Below are 17,230 nucleotides of genomic sequence, written 5' to 3' on the forward strand. Positions count from 1 at the left end.
GGCGCTGCCGTGGCATCAGGCGGAGTGAGCTCCCGGCGTGCCGGCTTCAACGACAAACGTTGCTTTGGTTTCTATCGGAGACCCTGGTTTATCGACAAACGGTGTGCAGCGGAAGAACGATGTCCAGGTTTCGGGGGTGACGAGGCAACTGACATATCCGCGATTGGAGTTGTACCATTTGACAAAATCGTTCTGTTCTGCGGCACGCACATACTCCGCGATCACATTCCCACCGTTGCCGCCGGACGACATCGCGGTGCCAACGAATTCAGTGGCCACCACTGGCGAGTTCGCTTCTTGAAAACCGAGCTGTAAATCGTTGACCCAGTTGACGTGAATGTCGCCAGTAAGCACGACGGGGTTGGGAATTTCACGTTCATGAAAGAAGTTCAATAGCCGCCGCCGACTGACTTCGTATCCAGGCCATTGATCCATACTAAAGCGTTGATCATCGCCTTGACCGCGATTCAGCGGAGCCATCATGACCTGCTGAGCCAAGACATTCCAAGTGGACTTTGATTGCAACAACTTGGACATCAGCCAGTGCTCCTGCTGGTCTCCGAGCATGGTTGCTTGCGGATCAAACACTTTATCAACCATGGGTTTCTGCCCATCGCCATTGGGCTGATCGGTGCGATACTGGCGAGTATCAAGCACACTAAAGTCTGCCAACTGACCGTAGCGACACGACCGATACAGCTTCATGTGCGGACCTTGGGGGAACGATCGTCGCCGCAAAGGCATGAATTCATAATAGGCCTGGTAGGCGTTCATTCGACGCGCCAGAAACGCTTCGGGAGAAACACCGTCCTGTTCCGATACCAAGTTGGCATAGTTGTTATCGAACTCATGATCATCCCAAGTAACGAGCCAGGGGAATAAACGATGCGTGTCCTGCAGGCTCTGATCCAATCGATACTGAGAGTAACGTCGCCGGTAGTCATCAAGGCTGACGATCTCATTGCCCAAGTGCTTGCGGACTCGGTGATCGACTCCTTTGTATTCATAGATGTAGTCGCCCAAATGCACGACGAGATCTAGATCCTCTTGCTGCATATGCGGATAGCCATTGAAGTATCCGGACTCGAAGTGCTGGCAGGAGGTAAAAGCAAAACGCAATTGTTCCGGCATCTCATCCTTGGCCGGCGCTGTTCGCGTTCGCCCCACAGGACTGACTCCATCGCCCACATGGAAACGATAGAAGTACCAGCGAAATGGCTTCAGGCCACTTACCTCGACATGCACCGAATGCCCCAACTGTGGCGTCGCCAAGGCATCGCCTTTCTGAACCACATGGGCGAACTTTTCATCCGTTGCCACTTCCCACTGCACCTTCACCGTTGCATTGGGCATGCCGCCGTCTTCCAGAGGCCGAGGTGCCAAGCGAGTCCAAAGGACCACGCCATCGGGAGTCGGATCTCCAGAGGCGACGCCCAACTGAAAGGGATCGTCGGCAAACGTAAGGTTCTCGACAACCTGTCCTTGTGCAACCGTCGCAAGTGTAGGAATCGCGGAGACCGCGGCAAGGTAACGCAAAAATTCACGACGCTGCACACCATACGTTCGCAGATTAGAAGAAGAGCCCGCCATCACTGTGTTTCCTGTGTACGAAGAAGCCAATGCCAACACGACCAGCCACTGTCTTGCCGGACGCCATTGTACTCATGCGCCCCCCTTCATACTGACTAACAAACGAAAAGCAGGCATGGGATGTCGAAACTTCCCATGCCTGTTCTCTGCAGTAGGCGAGACCTTCACCGAGCTTGCTACTTTTTCTTCTTGAACAAGTCACCGACTTTCTTGAATCCTTCGCCAATTTTCTCGCCGGTCTTCTTGATGCCTTTGCCAACCTTTTCACCGGTCTTCTTGACGCCCGTGCCGACTCGTTTGGCAGCACCCTTGGGGTCGGTAACGGTTTGTTTGACGAGTGAACGATCAAAGGCATCGTCAATATTTTGAAACGTTTTCTTGGTGTTTTTGGTGCCGTGAATCAAATCACCAACGACGTCTGCTCCCAGGCTGAATGGGTCCGTCCCAATCATATCGTTCATGACCATTCCGGCTGGATTGAGCTTCTTGATGGACGCCAGCGTCGCGACTCCATCGATGGCACGTTTTTCCTGTCGTTGTTTGTACTGAGCTTGCGTGATCTTGCCGGTGCGCAGATCTTCCTTGTCCTCCTTCATCTGTCCCGCCATGCCTGCTGCGGCACCACCGACAGCCAATGCTCCGGATGCAACTCCGAGTCCTTTGTACGGGGACTTGGATTTCTTTGGAGCAGAACTTGGACCGCGTGTTCGTGGCGAAACTGAATTCGGCGTCTTTGCGACGACGCGACTTCCTGGCTTGCGACCGACTGGACTGGCCGCACTGGGACGACTACCGGAGGTGGCCAAACGCCGCGTCCCCATCCGATTGGGAGTGCGAGTGACGCCGGGAGACCGGTTGGGCGTCGTGGGCTTCAAAAGACTCTTGCCCGGTGCTTTCGAGCGATGTGGACTTGAGGGCGTGCGTCGCAACGATTGAGGATTACCGGTCCGCGTGGCACCGGTCGCTCGCGTCCTTGTGGGGCCGCCTGTTGGTCGGTGACTGCTCTGCGCGAGGCGGGACGGCGGATCGTTCTTGCGAAAACGGCGGACTTCGTTTTGGCCTTCATCAATCAAGACCCCGCCGCGTTGCGGAGGGAACCGACCGGCTCCAGCTCGATCGACGCAATAAGCAGGAATTGCAAAACAGACGGCGCCACTGAGCGATAGAAGGATTCTGCGAACTGACATTGGATTTCCATGGGTTGGGTGGTTTGCGGGAGCGGTTTGCACTCTGTCAATCCATGCGGAAGCCAAGCCTGTCAGGGGACATGATTAAAACAATAAAACCCGATAGAACAGACTGAAGGGGAAATTAGCCGCTGGACATTTATGCATCATCAGGGAGAATATTTTGGAAAGCTGTACGCAGGGGCCTAAGTTGACGTGCTGGCAATCGTTTGCCCCCTGGAAACTAAACCCATGGCCAGAACAGAACAGGGAAGCCTGTCATGTCAGAAAACACGATTGCCGTACAAAGCTGTATCGACCGCATCACCCGTGGCGATAGCGAAGCGAAGGCTGAACTCATCCAAGTCGCCTACGAGCGTTTGCAGCGAATGACTCGCAAAATGAAACGCGACTTCGATCGCGTGGGTCGCTGGGAGCAAACCGACGACATCTTTCAGAATGCTTCGCTGCGTTTGTGTGCAGCCTTAGAGCAAGTTGACATCATTGATGCCCGACACTTCTTTCGACTTGCCGCAGTACAGATCCGTCGCGAGCTGATCGACTTGGCCAGGCACTATCACGGACCTCAGGGCATGGGGGCCAACCATCACACACAGATGGGCAGCGCCGATCAAGAATCCAGTTCTGCCATGCCGCCAGCCTATGACGCGGCAGAGGTCACCAGCGATCCTGGCAAGATGCAACAATGGTCTGAATTCCATCAAGCGGTTGAAGAACTGCCGCAACGTGAACGCGAGGTCTTTGAACTGCTTTGGTATCATGAACTGCCCCAGGATCAAGTCGCTGAACTGCTGAACGTTTCGACGCGACAAATCAAGCGTCTCTGGAGAACAGCAAAACTGTCTTTACATGATCGCTTGCATGGAGAAGTTCCCGATTAAAACACCACTGCTTAAAAACCTCCAGCACCATGATTGCCGTTTCAATTCCCAGCTCGATGCCTGAACCAAACGTTCGGCTCGATTTCGCTTTAGATGGTTGCAGCCTTGATGTCCGATGAATCAGCAATTGATGACTTGCTAGATCAATGGGAATCTGCAATTGAGCGTGGGGAGACGCTCTCGGTCGATGACCTGTGCCATGATCAGACGGACTTGAAAGCCGAGGTCTCGCGACGAATTAGCGCTCTGCAGGCGATGGATCAACACATCCAGGATCCCGCCGATCGACCGTTGGATGGGCTTGGCGGCAATCTGTTTTCAGTCGCAACCGGTCGGTCTGCAACGGAACCGCCAATGCTGGCCTTTGAAACCGATGTCGATGATCTGGTGTTTCATGCCAAAGGTGGCTTGGGTGCAGTTTATGTTGGTGGTGATCGTCAGCTAAATCGTCGTGTCGCGGTCAAGTTCATTCACCGTGCTCTGGCCAGCGACAAAGAGAGCTGTGACCGATTCCAACTGGAAGCTGAAGTCACCGGACGTCTCGAACATCCGGGCGTGATCCCAATGTACGGCGTCGGCAAATCAGAGGATGGCCGACCGTTTTATGCCATGCGGTTTATTGATGGGCATACGCTGGACGAAGCGATTCGCCGATTCTACGGCGATAGCTCACGGCGCGAGCAGTGGCAAAGCATCGAGTTCCGTCGCCTGCTGCAATGCTTTGTGTCAATCTGTGAGACCATTGCCTATGCACACAATCGCGGCATCGTGCACCGGGACATCAAACCAGACAACGTTTTGCTTGGCCGCTATGGAGAGACCATCGTCGTCGATTGGGGCTTGGCAGTTCCCGTGATTCGCGATGAACGCTTCCGGATCAGTGGAGAACAGACCTTGCTGCCTCGCAGTGGCAGCAGTCCCAGCAACTCATCGCGCGGTGCCGGAACGCCTGCCTACATGAGTCCTGAACAAGCTTCGGAACTCGCGCCGACTCCAGCCAGCGATATCTATAGCCTCGGCGCAACGCTCTTTAAGGTACTCACCGGCCGGCCACCGGTCAGCGGAGAGTCGCTACAAGAAATCAAAACCAACGTGATCGAAGGCCGCCTGCCACGGCCCACCGATTTGCGGCGTGGTGTTCCAGGTGCGTTGGAAGCCATCTGTCGCAAGGCAATGTCATTGAACCCCAATGATCGCTACACCACAGCGATCGATCTGGCTCGTGATGTCGAGCGGCACCTGGCCGATGAACCGATCGAAGTTTATCGTGAATCGGCTTCTCAGACCTTGGGGCGCAGCATTCGTCGACATCGCTTGGCTGCCTTCGTCGCATTCATTGGCTTAACGGGTTGTCTGTTTATCGCCGGGTTAGCCTCCGTTTGGTTGGCGAGCTCGGCACGAGAAGAAAGCCAGGCCCGCGGGAAAGCCGAAGCGGCTACAAAGAATGCTGAACTTGCCAGGCGTCAGAACCTGGGCGCCTCGTCGATGTTCTTGGCAAAGTCGCTTTCACATGAGGTCGACCTGCGCTGGCGAATCCTGGAAGCGGAAGCTGCTTCACCCTCTCTTCGCCAGCTAATGACGGAGATCAATCAAATCAACCTGGCTGCTGGAAAGGCCGCGGCGGACACCACCGAACTGCAACGCTGGGTCGAGAAACGCTGGATTGCCAATAGCAATGCCTTCCGCTCAACCTGCTGGGCGATCAATGGAATTGATGGCACACAGGTCGCACGCGTGCCCGAGATTGTCAACGGCAAGCGTGCCTCTAGCCTGGGCAACAACTATCGACACCGCGATTACTTTCATGGCGAAGGCCGCGACTTCACAAACGCCGAACTCCATTCGCGCAACGATGTTCTGCCACTGGCTGAAAAAGACGTTTATGTCTCAGCCGTGTTCGAAAGCGTGAACACCAAAACGCTGATGGTGACGTTCTCGGTTCCGATCTGGAGCGGACCACCGGAGGAAGTGGGACGGCATCGCATTGGAATTCTGGCGGCACCGGTTGAACTGGGAGACTTCGGCGTTGGCAAGAATGCGATGCTAGCCGACACGCGAAAAGATCAACTCAACGGTGCTGCCGGCTTGGTGCTACATCACCCCGACCTAGGCAAGCGTCATGAGGGGGAAGAGCTCCCGTATCTTGATCAAGCAACCTTAGATGTTGCTCGGCGATTGACGGAGTCAGACTTAAACAACCCCGGACTGACACGAAACTTCTACGATCCTGTCACCAAACAGGAACGGTTGTCATCCATCGAACCGGTCATGATTCGAGGCCGAAAACACCCCGAACGCGAAACCGGTTGGGTCGTGATTGCAATGGAACAATTACCAGAGCATGTGGACGAGTGAGCACGTGATCACTCAACCGCCTTGAACTTGGCGTCGCCGCTGATGCCGTTCATGCCTGTGCCACGACTGCAATAAGTCGCTGTCAACGTGTAGTCGCCAGGATGAACGATCGCCCAAGTGCCACCCAGAAAGCGTGCGCCGTATCCAAATCCGCTGACCTGGATCGTCTTCGACTCACCGGCTGCCAATTCGACTTGCTTACCAGCGCGAATCTCCATTGTCGTGATTCGCGGGCCATACTTCACCTGAAACGCACCCGCGGGGTTTGCTTTTGAAGGAGTCACTTTAATCTTCAGCCACGCGAAGTCACAGCCGAGTGACTCGTTGACCGTGGCGGGTTTGTCGCCAGTATTCTTGAACGTAAGCTGCCACTTGATGTCACTGCCTTCAGGAGGCGCCGCGTATTCAGGCCGTTTGGGGAGCTTGCTGGTAACCGCTTCAGGATACTGAGTCAGGTTGCGATACCCGCGATGACTTTTCAGCCGCTCTTGTGCCGTGCCTGATTTCTGATCATTCAATTGCTGCATGAGCTTGTCAGCGTTTGCTTCCCAGTCAGCGTTCGCGTCAAGAAACTCTTTGTGAGCTTTCAACTGCTGGGCTGCTTTCGGATCAATCTTCACGGGCTCTGTGACAGCAATAGAAATTTCCACGTCAGTTTTGGTTTCCTGCTTTGGTTTCCCGACGGGCTTGCCCACCGTTGGAGGTGCGAAACCGATCGTTGGTCTTGCTTGGATTGTTTCAAAATCATCGTCGGCTGAAACGTGCAAACCACCAAACGCTAGGAGGGCGACGGCGGTCAATCGAAGAGGTGTAGACATTGGATCTTGGGGGTGAGGGGTGGTTCCGAAGTCGTGGATGGAACCTGCAACGGTTGCCAACGCGGGTGCCTTCAAGTCAATAGCATCCAACCGATTGATGACTGAAATAGCTTCTTGAAGAACGTCGCGTAACCGACAGGAGTTTTCGCAGCGAGTGAGGAGCAGTCGCTGCAAGTGACAATACAAGTAACGAAAAAAGCCGATGACTCTTAGTGAGCAATCGGCTTTGAGTTGATTTTTGGTGCCTTCATTCCAGCCCAGCCACTTAGTTGCGGCCGCCGCGGCGGATTGGCAAGCGTCGCTTGAGTTCAGATTGGACAGCGTTGACAGCTGCGTTTCGAACTGACTGACGCATGTTGTCGGTACGAGCGGTTTGGAAAGTCCGTGGTTGGCGTGCAGCATTGCTTCCATTGTTGACACCCAGCGAACGGTTCTTTCGTTGCACCGATTGTTGCGTGGCCTGAACTTGGGCCGCGAACAGGGGGCTGGTGTTCGTCGGGTCGGTCTCTGCGACCACCCACACCATGTTGCCGCTGCGGCTATCGAGGACCTTCATTTCCAAAATGCCCTCGGAAGTATTGATGGAGTGCTGCAGGTCCGCCAGCGAGTCCATTGGAAACCCATTGGCATCGATCAGGATGTCACCAGGCTCCAAGCCGGCGTGAAAGGCTGGGGAGTTGGGTACGATCGTGTTGATCCGCTGCCCGTAAACCGCTTCGCCGTATCCAGGAGCAACAGCAACAACTGGGCCGCTATCTGGTTCACCGATGTCGATGCCACCACCGACCACGTCGATTTCGACGGTCGAAACCGTCACACCTAGAAAGTAACCGTCTGAAACCGCTGGTGGAGGCAGGATGGGGCCAAATCCAGGATTGCCGCAGTAAGGTTTCTGAGCCGAAGCCAATGGAGCCAGGTAAACTGCAGCGATCAGGGCCAAAGTCTTCAAAGTGTTTTGCAGGAAAGTCTTCATCGTTCTTCTCGTGTTCGTTTTTAAGGTTTTTGGTGCCGTGCGAGCGGTTTGCCTCGCCTCTGATCAGCCATGCGGAAGCCGATCACACCAGGGGACCTCAAATCGAAAAAGAATCTTCAAAAGTTTCCTGCCCGGCCAAAAGGACACGATTCCAGCCGGTTTCAGCCCTGTTTTCTCCAGTTCTCGTGCTTCAAAAAGACGTGCAGAGATCTTTGCTGGCACAGGTCTCGCACAAGATTTCGTAGCAAACCGTCTTCACAGCTCCCCAAAACGATGCTGTCACTTAGGGCAGGGCCTTCGCCGTCGACAGCAAAGTCAAACGCTCGCAGAGGCCGACTCGGACCGAACCGGCTCATCATTCTTGAAGGATCGACGGAGCGTTTCAGAGTGTGCTGCATCGATGGGCTTGAAACTCAGCTGGCAGCGCGGCGTTTACGGCGAGTCAGCACTGGAATGATGCCAGCGAATGCCAGGACCGCTAAGGAACCGGGCTCGGGAACCGCAGAGACTTGCTCGAGCCGGAAGTTTGAAAATGAACCAAGTGTGTTTCGATTGTTAGAGATCCCGACGTACTGGAAATCCCCGTCACTGGTATAGGAATGAGTGCCTAGCAAAGCACCGGTCTCTGAATCACCCTGGTAAAAGCTAATGTTACCGAAATCGGTCGTGTTATCATGTGTTCGCAAGTCAAGCACGACGGTTAACTGCTGGTCACCGGTTAATCCGTTCGGCCCATCGATATTGTTGTCAGCACCAGGGCCACCAAAACCATCTAACTCGCCAGTGTCTCGGTAGAGCAACGACCCTTGGCCAGAACCGATACTTTCCGCGAAGTGACGATCAGTGTTGGCATCATCATTAAAGAAGCTGATGGCCAGCCAACCTCCGCTCGTCGGACTGATAGTGGCCGAAAGATCGAATAGACCGTCAGCGGTACCCTTGGAGTCGTTAACGAAGCTACCCAGGTCCAAGAACGCACTTTGTGTGTTGAACGTTGTTGCACCATTGTCCTGAAAACTACTGCCAGCCTGCCACGTTGCTGAACCACCCGCAGTGACGATTCCGCCGGAAAAGGTGTCAGCGGTCGTTCCATTGAGTGCAGCGCCTCCGCCGCCAAAGTTCTCAACAATCACGACTTCAGCAAACAATGACGAAGACATCAGGCAGACCGTCGCCAAAGCGGCGATCCAATGTTTTGTAAGGCTCAACATGGTGGGAAACTAAGGTGTAGAGAGCAGGGGACACTTCTTTCTGGACTCAATGCGTGCCTGCCGGCAAATCATGTGATGGCACGCTCAATCAGTTCATTCGTTATCAGAAAGCTAGTTTCTTGGTAATGAAAACCTTCACTTCTTGATCCAAATCTCACTTGTTTCCCCAAATCAATCCAGAAGGGGTCCAGTTATAACGGCAACCAATCACAACGCAAATTCCACTGCGTCACCTAATAGGAGCGTCTTTAGATCCGACTCTGATCATGAATCGGTGACAGAGCGGTGCTTGCCACGACCAACTCACCCAATGGCGCAAACACGCCTCAATCCCGGGGGTTACTGAACTTGACCAAGACATTGCGACGCATCACTCGCAATGAGCCAACGGGGCCCAAGAGTTCCTAGAGCGACAATCCAAGCTCGTTACACACCGAATCCACGATCGGCTGATGAATGGGCTTTCGATCGAAGAAGAAGGGATCAGCGTTGTGACTGGCGGGCTTGTCCATGTCGATCAGATCCTTGACAAACCCATACATTTCATTGATCGCAACGCCATGGCGACGCATGACTTTCTCAGCGATCGCGTTGTACTCTATCTCCGATCCTTTCACGAACAGTTTGGTTCCCGAATGCCGAATCGGAGTTGTGCTGGCCCAAATCAACTTCGCTCCACCGCTTTGGAGGCGTTTGACGAGCTGGTCCAAATTCTGCTCGTATTGCGCTGGGCTTGTGGCCCGGACTCCGCCGGCATCAATCGGCATGACCCGAAACGAGTTCATTCCCGGAGCTCGGTAAACCAAATCGCCGAGACCGAGATTGAAATGAATGACGTCCCAGCTTTGATTCTTTAGTAACTGATCAAGCTGGTTGAGCACCGTTTGTGTGTTGCGCACTTCACCTGGCTGAATTGCGGCGAAAACCACCTTCACTTTGCCTTTGAGCGCTTTGGAGACCTCTGCCGACGGCTGCTGATAAATGCTGTCGCCAATGATCAAGACCTGTGGCAGCGACTGATCCTGCGCAACCACCACCGTGGGCAGGAGCCAGCAAGCAAGCAAAGCAATAAGACGTAGGCGGCACAACATTGACTATCCCATCAACTGGTTGAGGTTTCCAGTGCTGTCAGCGAATCGTTCGACGGGCACATCGATCGCATTGAGCATTGAGACAAACAGATTCGCCAGCGGCACCTTTTTGTCGCCTTCGAACGCATGCAGTTGGCCATGCCGAAAACCAAGTCGATTGCCGCCAGCCAATTGGAGGGGATAGTTTTTGGTACTGTGCGAGGCATGCGGATGAGCCGATCCCCACAGCACCAGGGTCCGATCCAACAGATTGCCATCGCCTTCGGGCGTCTCATGCAAACGTTTCAGAAAATAGGCATGCTGTTCAGCTCGCCAGCGATCCCACTTCCCAGAGTAGTCTTCTGGACGCTTGTGAGCGATATCGTGCGTGGCTCCTTTGTAACCTAAGACATAAGTCGCATAGTTCCATAGCTCACTGCCCTGCGACTGCTCGCTCTCTAGCATGAGCGTTGCATACCGAGTGCTATCGGTTTGAAAAGCAAGATAGATCAGGTCGTACATACAGCGGATGTACTCTTGTGGCTCTTTGTGAGAGACTTCGATGTTAAGCCCTTTCGTGTCAATGTCAGGCAACTGAGCGTGTGTCCATTGGCTTGTCCGCTCCACGCGTTTCTCGAGTTCACGAATCGACTCCAGATATTCAGAGACTTTGACTTGGTCTCCGCGACCGAGTTGCCGCTGAAAGCTGTGACTGTTGTCCAACATCAAATCCAGAATACTGGCCTCTCGTTTCAAGCCTGCACGGACTTGCTGAACTCCCTTGCCGGCATAAGGCTTGAACAGGCGATTGAAGATCTCCTGCGGTTTGTGGAGCGATGGAATGGCTCGCCCCGGACCTCGATGGGACAAGGTTTTACTTGAACCGTACGAGCCGGTCCCTCCCTCTGTCCCTAAAACAAGAGAGGGATAACGCGTTTGATGACCATGCCGATTTGCAGCAACTTGATCGATGGAAATGTTGTTCGTTTTTTCGTGCTCAGTCATGTCCGCGCCGGTGGCGAAGACATCACCGCTGCTGTGACCACCCATCTTCCAGCCGCCCTTGTGATCCAAGCCACGCAGGTAGCTCACTGAATCAACCAAGGGTTCGAACGGCGCAGCAGATTGATTAAACGACAGTGGCCCTGGTTCGTTACACGGCCACCAGCTCCAATCATGATGGGGCTGATTTCCGCCAGGAACACCGGTCTTTCCGCCCGGCATGTAGGCCCCGTAGGCAAAATAGCTGACAAACAGACGCTTGGGTAATTCAGCACCCGCAGAGCGTTCGGCGTGACACATTCCGTTTAGCAAAGGCAGAGCGAGGCCGAGGCCACCGCCCTGTAGAAGGTCGCGGCGGTTCAGATGCCAAGATTTCGTTGTCATGATTAATCCTTGCTTCCCCGAAACGTTTCGCTCTGACAGATCAACACGATCATGTCTTGCAACTTGTTTCCATGCTTGTTTGAGTGCGTTACCAGAGCCTCCACTGCAAACCGGTCACGCCATGATAATTCGCGGCCGATTGCATAGCTTAGCAATCGGCGGATCAGATTCTCCGCGATGTCCTGTTTTCGGTGTTCCAACAAATAATTCTTTAGTTGTCGTATGCCGTCAACCTCAGGACCGTGCGGCAATCGCGCTCGCGCCGCTACCTCAACGGTGCTGATGGAACGCAAATAGTCTTGATAACCGGCAAGGTCGCGGTGAGTGTCTTTCTGAAAGCCACTGACCCGGACTCCCTCCTGAGGCACCAGAGGCTGGTATTGGCCAATCGCATTGTATTGCTCAAAGGGGAGACCCCAGGGATCAAGCTGAGCATGACAATCGTTGCAACTTTCCTTTTGGCGATGCTGACGAAGCAGATCTCCAATCGTGAGCGCCGATTCGGCGGACTCACCTGCTGAATCCGACAGAGCAGGGACGTCCGCAGGCGGTGGTGCAACTTCGTCACCCAGAATTGCCTCACGCAGCCAGACCGCGCGGTAAATCGGATGTGGCGCCGACCCCGTCCCGTTGCCAATCAAGATTGAACCATGGGTCAGCAATCCACCCAGTTGATCGCTGGCCTGAACCGGGACAGGACGCAACTGGTCACCTTGAATCCCCGCAATGCCGTAGTGAACTGCCAGTGGCTGATTGACGAACACAAAATCGGAGTCAACCAGATTCAAAACACTGGCGTTGCGACGAATAAGCTCCGCCACAAACCCGACGGTTTCATCGTGCATGTAGTCGCGAATGGTCGGTCGATAAGGAACCTCCGTCCCTCGCCGCTCTCCGGCTGAAACATAGTACAAGAAACGAGGGAACAGCTCACTATTGATCGGCACTGTCTTTTGCTTGTTGAGGCTTAGCCACTGGGTGGTAAAGTTCTCGACAAAATCATGTGAACGGGGATCGGCCAACAATCGCCTCACCTGCTGCTCAATGACGCTGGGATCATGAAGCGTTCCTTGAGCAGCTAGATCCATCAATTGCTGATCAGGCATGCTCGCCCAAAGAAAGTAAGACAGTTTTGAGGCGAGTTCATAACCGTTCTTGCCTGTGTTTTCATCGCTGCGATTTAGAGCAACTGCCGGTGCGGCGTCAGTGTGATATAAGAACTGAGGTGAAACCAAAGAAAAGGAGAGTGTCTCTCGCATGGCAGCCTCCAATGACCCCAATTCTGGCAGCACCAAGTCATAAATTTGCACGAACCGAGCGACCTCTTCAGGCGTTGCAGGTCTTCGAAAGGCGCGCGACACAAATCGCTCGATCACTTGCCGAACGTACTCGGCTGGATCTTCATCCCGCAACGAAGAATCAAAGAGGATCTGGGTATGATGCAGCGGGGGCCACTTTTCTATGACAGGAGCTTCAAACTCCATCCAGTTGATCACCGCACGTGGCATTGCCAAATCGCGTCGACCGTCGTTCAGAGTACCATCGTCATAAAGATTCTGGGGCGTAATGGCCATCGAGTCTGGGCCACGCTCGCCGTTTTTAATTTTCCCTGGCTGCGGCGGAAAATTCTCGATGCGACCACGAAACTCAATCACACGCGGATTATCGGGACTGTTGCGGAGCCGAACCGTGCCAACAGGTTGCACGCGCTGCGTGGCACTGTTGACGTTGATTCCATAGCCCATGATCAAACGCAAGGGCAGCTCATCCACACCGGGAGGAAAGATAGCTGAAGCCTGCACGCGAATACGAAACTCCCCCGTCTTTGGAAAACCTTTCAACCCCATGCCCCAAGCAGGACTGTGGCGACGATTGCCCCACACACCGATCTCATCAAGGCCGAGTTGTTTTTCTCGGCCATAGGGCTGCCACTCACGGCGCGTCTTATAAACTTCAGGCTGTTGTGGATCAACAATCGCACTGGCCATCGCTGAACGAGCACACTCCAAGTAGCGATTGATCTGCTCGGGGCCCAAACGCATCAACTCCGCCGTGTTGTTGAACTGGTAAGGCTTCACAGGATCGTTAGGCAGCTTTTCTGTCAGCTTTAGATCGATGCCCAACAAATCACGCATGGTGTTCTGGTACTCGACATTGGTGAGCCGCCGTGCCGTGATGGGTCGCGCATGCTCAGCATCCCTGCCGACTTGTATTCGCAGTTGCGATTCAATCCAATCAATCGCTTCGCTGCGATGCTTTTCGGAAGGTTGCGATTCATCTTCCGGTGGCATCTCCCCGGATTGCAGCTTGTCAAGAATCAGCGACCATTGCTGGACATCTCCTCCGCGTGACAAGTCCCCCAAACCTGGCAACGAAAGCTCGCCCTTGCTGGCATCGTCGCCATGACAGTCAACGCAATGCGACTGAAGAAACGGCCACACCTTGGACTGCGAAGCAAGTGAACGCGACGCGGACGAGTCTTCTGCATGCGTCTGTGCACCAGCGACGACGCCGACGAGAAGAACGCAGATCGAAAGAAGAGAGGTTTGTTGTCGCATTACTCGTTATCCAACTTCAACAATTTCACCATCGCTTTGCCAAGGCCGATCCCGACGTCCATGTAGGTTTGCGCGTTACCGTTGTAATGGCTATTGGATGCGCCGCCTTGACTAAGCGGGTTTGTGTAAACGGTTGCCACGTTGCCTTTGAAGGTCGAGTATTTACCGGATTCGCCATCAACTGCAAGCTGAGCCTCCAGGATAAACTTCTCGTTTCCGGCAGCGTTTTCTTTTTGAGTTTGCCCCAACGTTCCGAGGACAAACTTGGCGTTTGGCGCTTTAAATTCTTTGCGAAGCGTTTTGATCAGGTGCACGAGATTCTTCTCATACTGCATCGCGTGCGCTTCAACATATCGGTCTTTGTCCCCCTGCCACCAGACAAAACCTTGAATTTCGTAACCGCGGCCTTTCCAATGAGGGAACTGTTCGTCGAAGTTGTCCAACACCTCATGAGCGGCCGAAAAGCAGTCGTCGTATTGTTTGCCCGCATACCAGTTAATGGGCTCAGGATCGGCCCCTTTCTCCCATGACAAGGGAGATTCTTTGTAGCCCGCGTAGACCTTACCATCGTGCTCAAAGCGTTCGCTTCCCGGCGGCAGAAAATCCCAAGAGAGCGAGCGATTGCCCTGGGAGGTCTTCAGAATCAGAACGGGTTCATCGATGGCATTCCCAACGATGTGTCCAAAACCGACCTCGGGGCCGATCCGACCTCCATCGACACCCAGCCATCGACTGCCGCCAGCCGTGACGACACCCTTGTACCAAACGTCATCACGGGACACCCACTGTCCCTGTTCATTCATCAAGTAGGGATACATACCATGTTGCTTGACGAGCGTCGAGAGAGCCCCCGGCACATCCATGCGAGCGATCCAGCCGAGGCCATTGGCGTCGTTGCTAAAGTAAGTGATTTTGAACGGCACCTTCTTCCCAGCTTCTAGTTTGATATCAACTCGAACTGCTCCTTCACCCGCTCGCTTGCGATGCACCTCTTTGCCGTCGACTTCCATCACGTTATCCATTGATCCGCCATAGCCGGGACGGAATTGATAGACTCCTGTTTCGTTAACTTGAACAGAGCCACGCGTTACCTGCACGCCACCGCCAGGATAAGGAGTTGGCTCGGTGCCACCGAACTTGTCTAACTTAAGCGTCTTGAGAGGCTTGAGAGAGTCGTAGTCAACTGCCGGGTCATACTGTCCCTCGTAGACAGACACGGTGGGTTCCAAAAACTGAGATCCCCACCGACTGCTGCCTCCGTCTACTTTTCCTGCGCCGACCATATTGGACTGGCCTGACAGGATAAAGACTTTGACGGGGGACTGGGCCAACGCTGATTTTGCTGAGACGGCTACGATGATCAATGCCCATAACATCGCGCGTGCAGGACTACGCCATTGCATGAAGAGCTACCTCATTTTCCTTGCTGATAAATCGGAGTGCGAAATGCTTCCCACCATGGTCTTCCTTTTGGATTTAGCGCCGATGCAAGCGGATAAAGAAGGGCCAGGCGAAGGTTATAATAGCATGTGAGCCAGCGAATGTTCGGGTTTTGGAGCCCAATTCGAACGCTGGCCTGAAGGAGTGGACTCGCGAGTCCGAGCACAGTGCCAGGTTGCACCGCCGTTCACCTTGGCCCGGCAATTGCGAATTGCCATCACGGTGGCCTCTCCTGGGGTGCCGAACCACCAAAAGCTAGCGCCGCCACTGAAGTGAAAAAGCGATGTCACGTCAATACGTCAGCGCAATGGCGTCACGGCTCCTCATTCATTGTTGACGGGCTGAGAAATCGAAGCAAGCGAACCATTTAGCGCTCGGGTTACGTTGCTCCATGCTCAACGATAACTTCCTGCAGATTTTTCCGCCGAAGATCAATCCACTCTTGACAAACGGTGCCGGGAGTAAGGTAATACGAGAAATCCTTTCAGGGTGTGAAGATCCGCCCTTTGATTAAACGCATGGTACTGGCAGGTACGCGTGGCTAGGTCCTGCTGCTTTTCCTTAGGAACCTTGCGTTTATGTGTCGTGACCCTCGTTCAGAGGTGCTCGATCCTCATCAGGTCGAAGCGGTGCACCTCTATAATCGGACCATTGATGGCCTTTATCTCTTAGGCAAAAATCCAGACACCGGCGAGGACTTTTCCTATCGCCAGGGCTGGCTGGTGGACAAAATGAACCAGCTGTTTGCACATCTGTGCATTGAGCTGCTCAGTTATGGCGTGCTGTCGAATCACTATCACCTCAACGTTCGCACTCGCCCCGACATTGCTGCGTCTTTGACCGATCGCCAGGTGGCCGAGCGTTGGCTGAGTGCGTTGTCAGGTCAGCCGGACAAGGACGGGAATTTCAAGCAGCCCTCTGAGCAGGCTATCGAGATGTTGATGGCCAACAAGGAGAAGCTGGAGAAGTGCCGAGCTGAGTTGAGTGATTGTTCGCACTTGATGAAGCAACTCAATCAGTACCTTGCTCAGCGGGCGAATTACGAAGACGGTCGACGTGGGAGTTTTTGGGCTGGGCGTTATGGATCGACTCGGTTGGTCGATGATGCGGCTTTGTTGGCGTGCACGGTCTACATCGACTTGAATCGGATTCGAGCGGGTCTTGTGATAAGCCATTTGACCAGCATAGCAGTGGGGCGTTGGGGCACCGGATCACAGAGGTCTTGCGAGCGCAGTACGAAGCGGATCAGGCTCAGGCGGAGGCGTTGGCTCGTCGGCACCGCTTTGATTTGCGAGAGAAGGGTGCGGATCGTTGCCGGGTGTTATCGAAGTTGGAGCTTGACGAGGCGCAAGATGCGGTAGGTTCGGCGCCGAGTCGATCGGGGAAGCGTTGTAGCGACAAGGGGTTCTTGCCGATCAGCTTTGAGCGTTACATGGAGTTATTGAAATGGACGCTGGGGATGCATGAGGACGGCGAGATTGAGCTTCCTGCGGCGCTCAGGTTTTCCAAGTTACCGGCGAAGGCTTGGTTATCGATGGCGAACCGATTTGGCGAGTTGTTTGGGAGTGTTGCCGGTTCGTTGGACTCGATGTCAGAGGAGCGGAAGCATGTGAGCGGAGATGCCTATTTCATCCGCAAGCAGGCTCGCGTGGTGTTGCAGATCTGAATCGCAGTTAGACGGAAGCCCCTATCGGTGGTGGCCGCCGATTACCTGTCATCTTTTTCAAGCTTTCTGAGAGCTTGCGGGCTAGAGTTGTGCGC

General features: G+C 54.1%; 13 protein-coding genes. 4 read left to right on the forward strand and 9 right to left on the reverse strand.

Features of this window, described 5'->3' with window-relative positions:
• Window positions 1–15: 15 nt before the first annotated feature.
• Complete coding sequence (locus SV7mr_RS24570; RefSeq protein ID WP_145277668.1) at window positions 16–1,590, reverse strand: alkaline phosphatase D family protein; 1,575 nt, start codon at window positions 1,588–1,590, stop codon at window positions 16–18.
• A gap of 176 nt (window positions 1,591–1,766) precedes the next feature.
• Window positions 1,767–2,777, reverse strand: coding sequence for a hypothetical protein (locus tag SV7mr_RS24575; RefSeq protein WP_145277670.1), 1,011 nt, complete (start codon window positions 2,775–2,777; stop codon window positions 1,767–1,769).
• A 260-nt stretch (window positions 2,778–3,037) separates the two neighbouring features.
• Between SV7mr_RS24575 and SV7mr_RS24580 the strand changes: the two genes are divergently transcribed.
• Together SV7mr_RS24580 and SV7mr_RS24585 are read left to right on the forward strand one after the other, a co-directional pair.
• Window positions 3,038–3,658 (forward strand): sigma-70 family RNA polymerase sigma factor, encoded by a 621-nt coding sequence (locus SV7mr_RS24580; protein WP_145277671.1) that lies wholly within the window; start codon window positions 3,038–3,040, stop codon window positions 3,656–3,658.
• Window positions 3,659–3,766: 108 nt separating this feature from the next.
• Window positions 3,767–6,013, forward strand: coding sequence for a serine/threonine-protein kinase (locus SV7mr_RS24585; RefSeq protein ID WP_419187892.1), 2,247 nt, complete (start codon window positions 3,767–3,769; stop codon window positions 6,011–6,013).
• A gap of 8 nt (window positions 6,014–6,021) precedes the next feature.
• Here SV7mr_RS24585 and SV7mr_RS24590 read toward each other — a convergent pair whose 3' ends face one another.
• The 7 genes from SV7mr_RS24590 to SV7mr_RS24620 form a co-directional block, all read right to left on the reverse strand.
• A complete protein-coding gene (locus SV7mr_RS24590) occupies window positions 6,022–6,831 on the reverse strand; it encodes a hypothetical protein (protein WP_145277675.1) in 810 nt (269 codons plus the stop codon).
• A gap of 265 nt (window positions 6,832–7,096) precedes the next feature.
• On the reverse strand, window positions 7,097–7,804 hold the full coding sequence (locus tag SV7mr_RS24595; RefSeq protein ID WP_145277677.1) for a PDZ domain-containing protein: 708 nt from the start codon (window positions 7,802–7,804) through the stop codon (window positions 7,097–7,099).
• A gap of 413 nt (window positions 7,805–8,217) precedes the next feature.
• Window positions 8,218–9,015 (reverse strand): hypothetical protein, encoded by a 798-nt coding sequence (locus SV7mr_RS24600; protein ID WP_145277679.1) that lies wholly within the window; start codon window positions 9,013–9,015, stop codon window positions 8,218–8,220.
• Window positions 9,016–9,419: 404 nt separating this feature from the next.
• On the reverse strand, window positions 9,420–10,106 hold the full coding sequence (locus tag SV7mr_RS24605; protein ID WP_145277681.1) for an SGNH/GDSL hydrolase family protein: 687 nt from the start codon (window positions 10,104–10,106) through the stop codon (window positions 9,420–9,422).
• 3 nt (window positions 10,107–10,109) lie between these two features.
• Window positions 10,110–11,471, reverse strand: a complete 1,362-nt coding sequence (locus SV7mr_RS24610) for a DUF1552 domain-containing protein (RefSeq protein ID WP_145277682.1) — start codon at window positions 11,469–11,471, stop codon at window positions 10,110–10,112.
• 2 nt (window positions 11,472–11,473) lie between these two features.
• Window positions 11,474–14,029: a DUF1592 domain-containing protein gene (locus SV7mr_RS24615; RefSeq protein ID WP_145277684.1), complete on the reverse strand. Its 2,556-nt coding sequence runs from the start codon at window positions 14,027–14,029 to the stop codon at window positions 11,474–11,476.
• The gene (locus SV7mr_RS24620; protein WP_145277686.1) at window positions 14,029–15,432 is read right to left on the reverse strand and encodes a sialate O-acetylesterase; all 1,404 of its coding nucleotides are present in this window, start codon (window positions 15,430–15,432) and stop codon (window positions 14,029–14,031) included. Before SV7mr_RS24620 ends, SV7mr_RS24615 begins: the two co-directional genes overlap by 1 nt.
• Window positions 15,433–16,047: 615 nt before the next feature.
• Between SV7mr_RS24620 and SV7mr_RS24625 the strand changes: the two genes are divergently transcribed.
• Both SV7mr_RS24625 and SV7mr_RS24630 read left to right on the forward strand, forming a co-directional pair.
• Window positions 16,048–16,830: a hypothetical protein gene (locus SV7mr_RS24625; RefSeq protein ID WP_145277688.1), complete on the forward strand. Its 783-nt coding sequence runs from the start codon at window positions 16,048–16,050 to the stop codon at window positions 16,828–16,830.
• Between the two features lie 71 nt (window positions 16,831–16,901).
• Window positions 16,902–17,135 carry a hypothetical protein gene (locus tag SV7mr_RS24630; protein ID WP_145277690.1) on the forward strand — a complete coding sequence of 78 codons (234 nt, stop codon included), beginning with the start codon at window positions 16,902–16,904 and terminating at the stop codon, window positions 17,133–17,135.
• The last annotated feature ends 95 nt before the right edge of the window (window positions 17,136–17,230 follow it).

The organism is Stieleria bergensis (assembly GCA_007745635.1).
Classification (GTDB): Bacteria; Planctomycetota; Planctomycetia; order Pirellulales; family Pirellulaceae; genus Stieleria; species Stieleria bergensis.

Coding starts and splice junctions, on each gene's coding strand:
- SV7mr_RS24615 (WP_145277684.1), bottom strand. CDS start 14,029: ATGCGACAACAAACCTCTCTTCTTTCGATCTGCGTTCTTCTCGTCGGC.
- SV7mr_RS24580 (WP_145277671.1), top strand. CDS start 3,038: ATGTCAGAAAACACGATTGCCGTACAAAGCTGTATCGACCGCATCACC.
- SV7mr_RS24625 (WP_145277688.1), top strand. CDS start 16,048: ATGTGTCGTGACCCTCGTTCAGAGGTGCTCGATCCTCATCAGGTCGAA.
- SV7mr_RS24575 (WP_145277670.1), bottom strand. CDS start 2,777: ATGTCAGTTCGCAGAATCCTTCTATCGCTCAGTGGCGCCGTCTGTTTT.
- SV7mr_RS24605 (WP_145277681.1), bottom strand. CDS start 10,106: ATGTTGTGCCGCCTACGTCTTATTGCTTTGCTTGCTTGCTGGCTCCTG.
- SV7mr_RS24610 (WP_145277682.1), bottom strand. CDS start 11,471: ATGACAACGAAATCTTGGCATCTGAACCGCCGCGACCTTCTACAGGGC.
- SV7mr_RS24620 (WP_145277686.1), bottom strand. CDS start 15,432: ATGCAATGGCGTAGTCCTGCACGCGCGATGTTATGGGCATTGATCATC.
- SV7mr_RS24600 (WP_145277679.1), bottom strand. CDS start 9,015: ATGTTGAGCCTTACAAAACATTGGATCGCCGCTTTGGCGACGGTCTGC.
- SV7mr_RS24595 (WP_145277677.1), bottom strand. CDS start 7,804: ATGAAGACTTTCCTGCAAAACACTTTGAAGACTTTGGCCCTGATCGCT.
- SV7mr_RS24590 (WP_145277675.1), bottom strand. CDS start 6,831: ATGTCTACACCTCTTCGATTGACCGCCGTCGCCCTCCTAGCGTTTGGT.
- SV7mr_RS24570 (WP_145277668.1), bottom strand. CDS start 1,590: ATGGCGGGCTCTTCTTCTAATCTGCGAACGTATGGTGTGCAGCGTCGT.
- SV7mr_RS24630 (WP_145277690.1), top strand. CDS start 16,902: ATGGAGTTATTGAAATGGACGCTGGGGATGCATGAGGACGGCGAGATT.
- SV7mr_RS24585 (WP_419187892.1), top strand. CDS start 3,767: ATGTCCGATGAATCAGCAATTGATGACTTGCTAGATCAATGGGAATCT.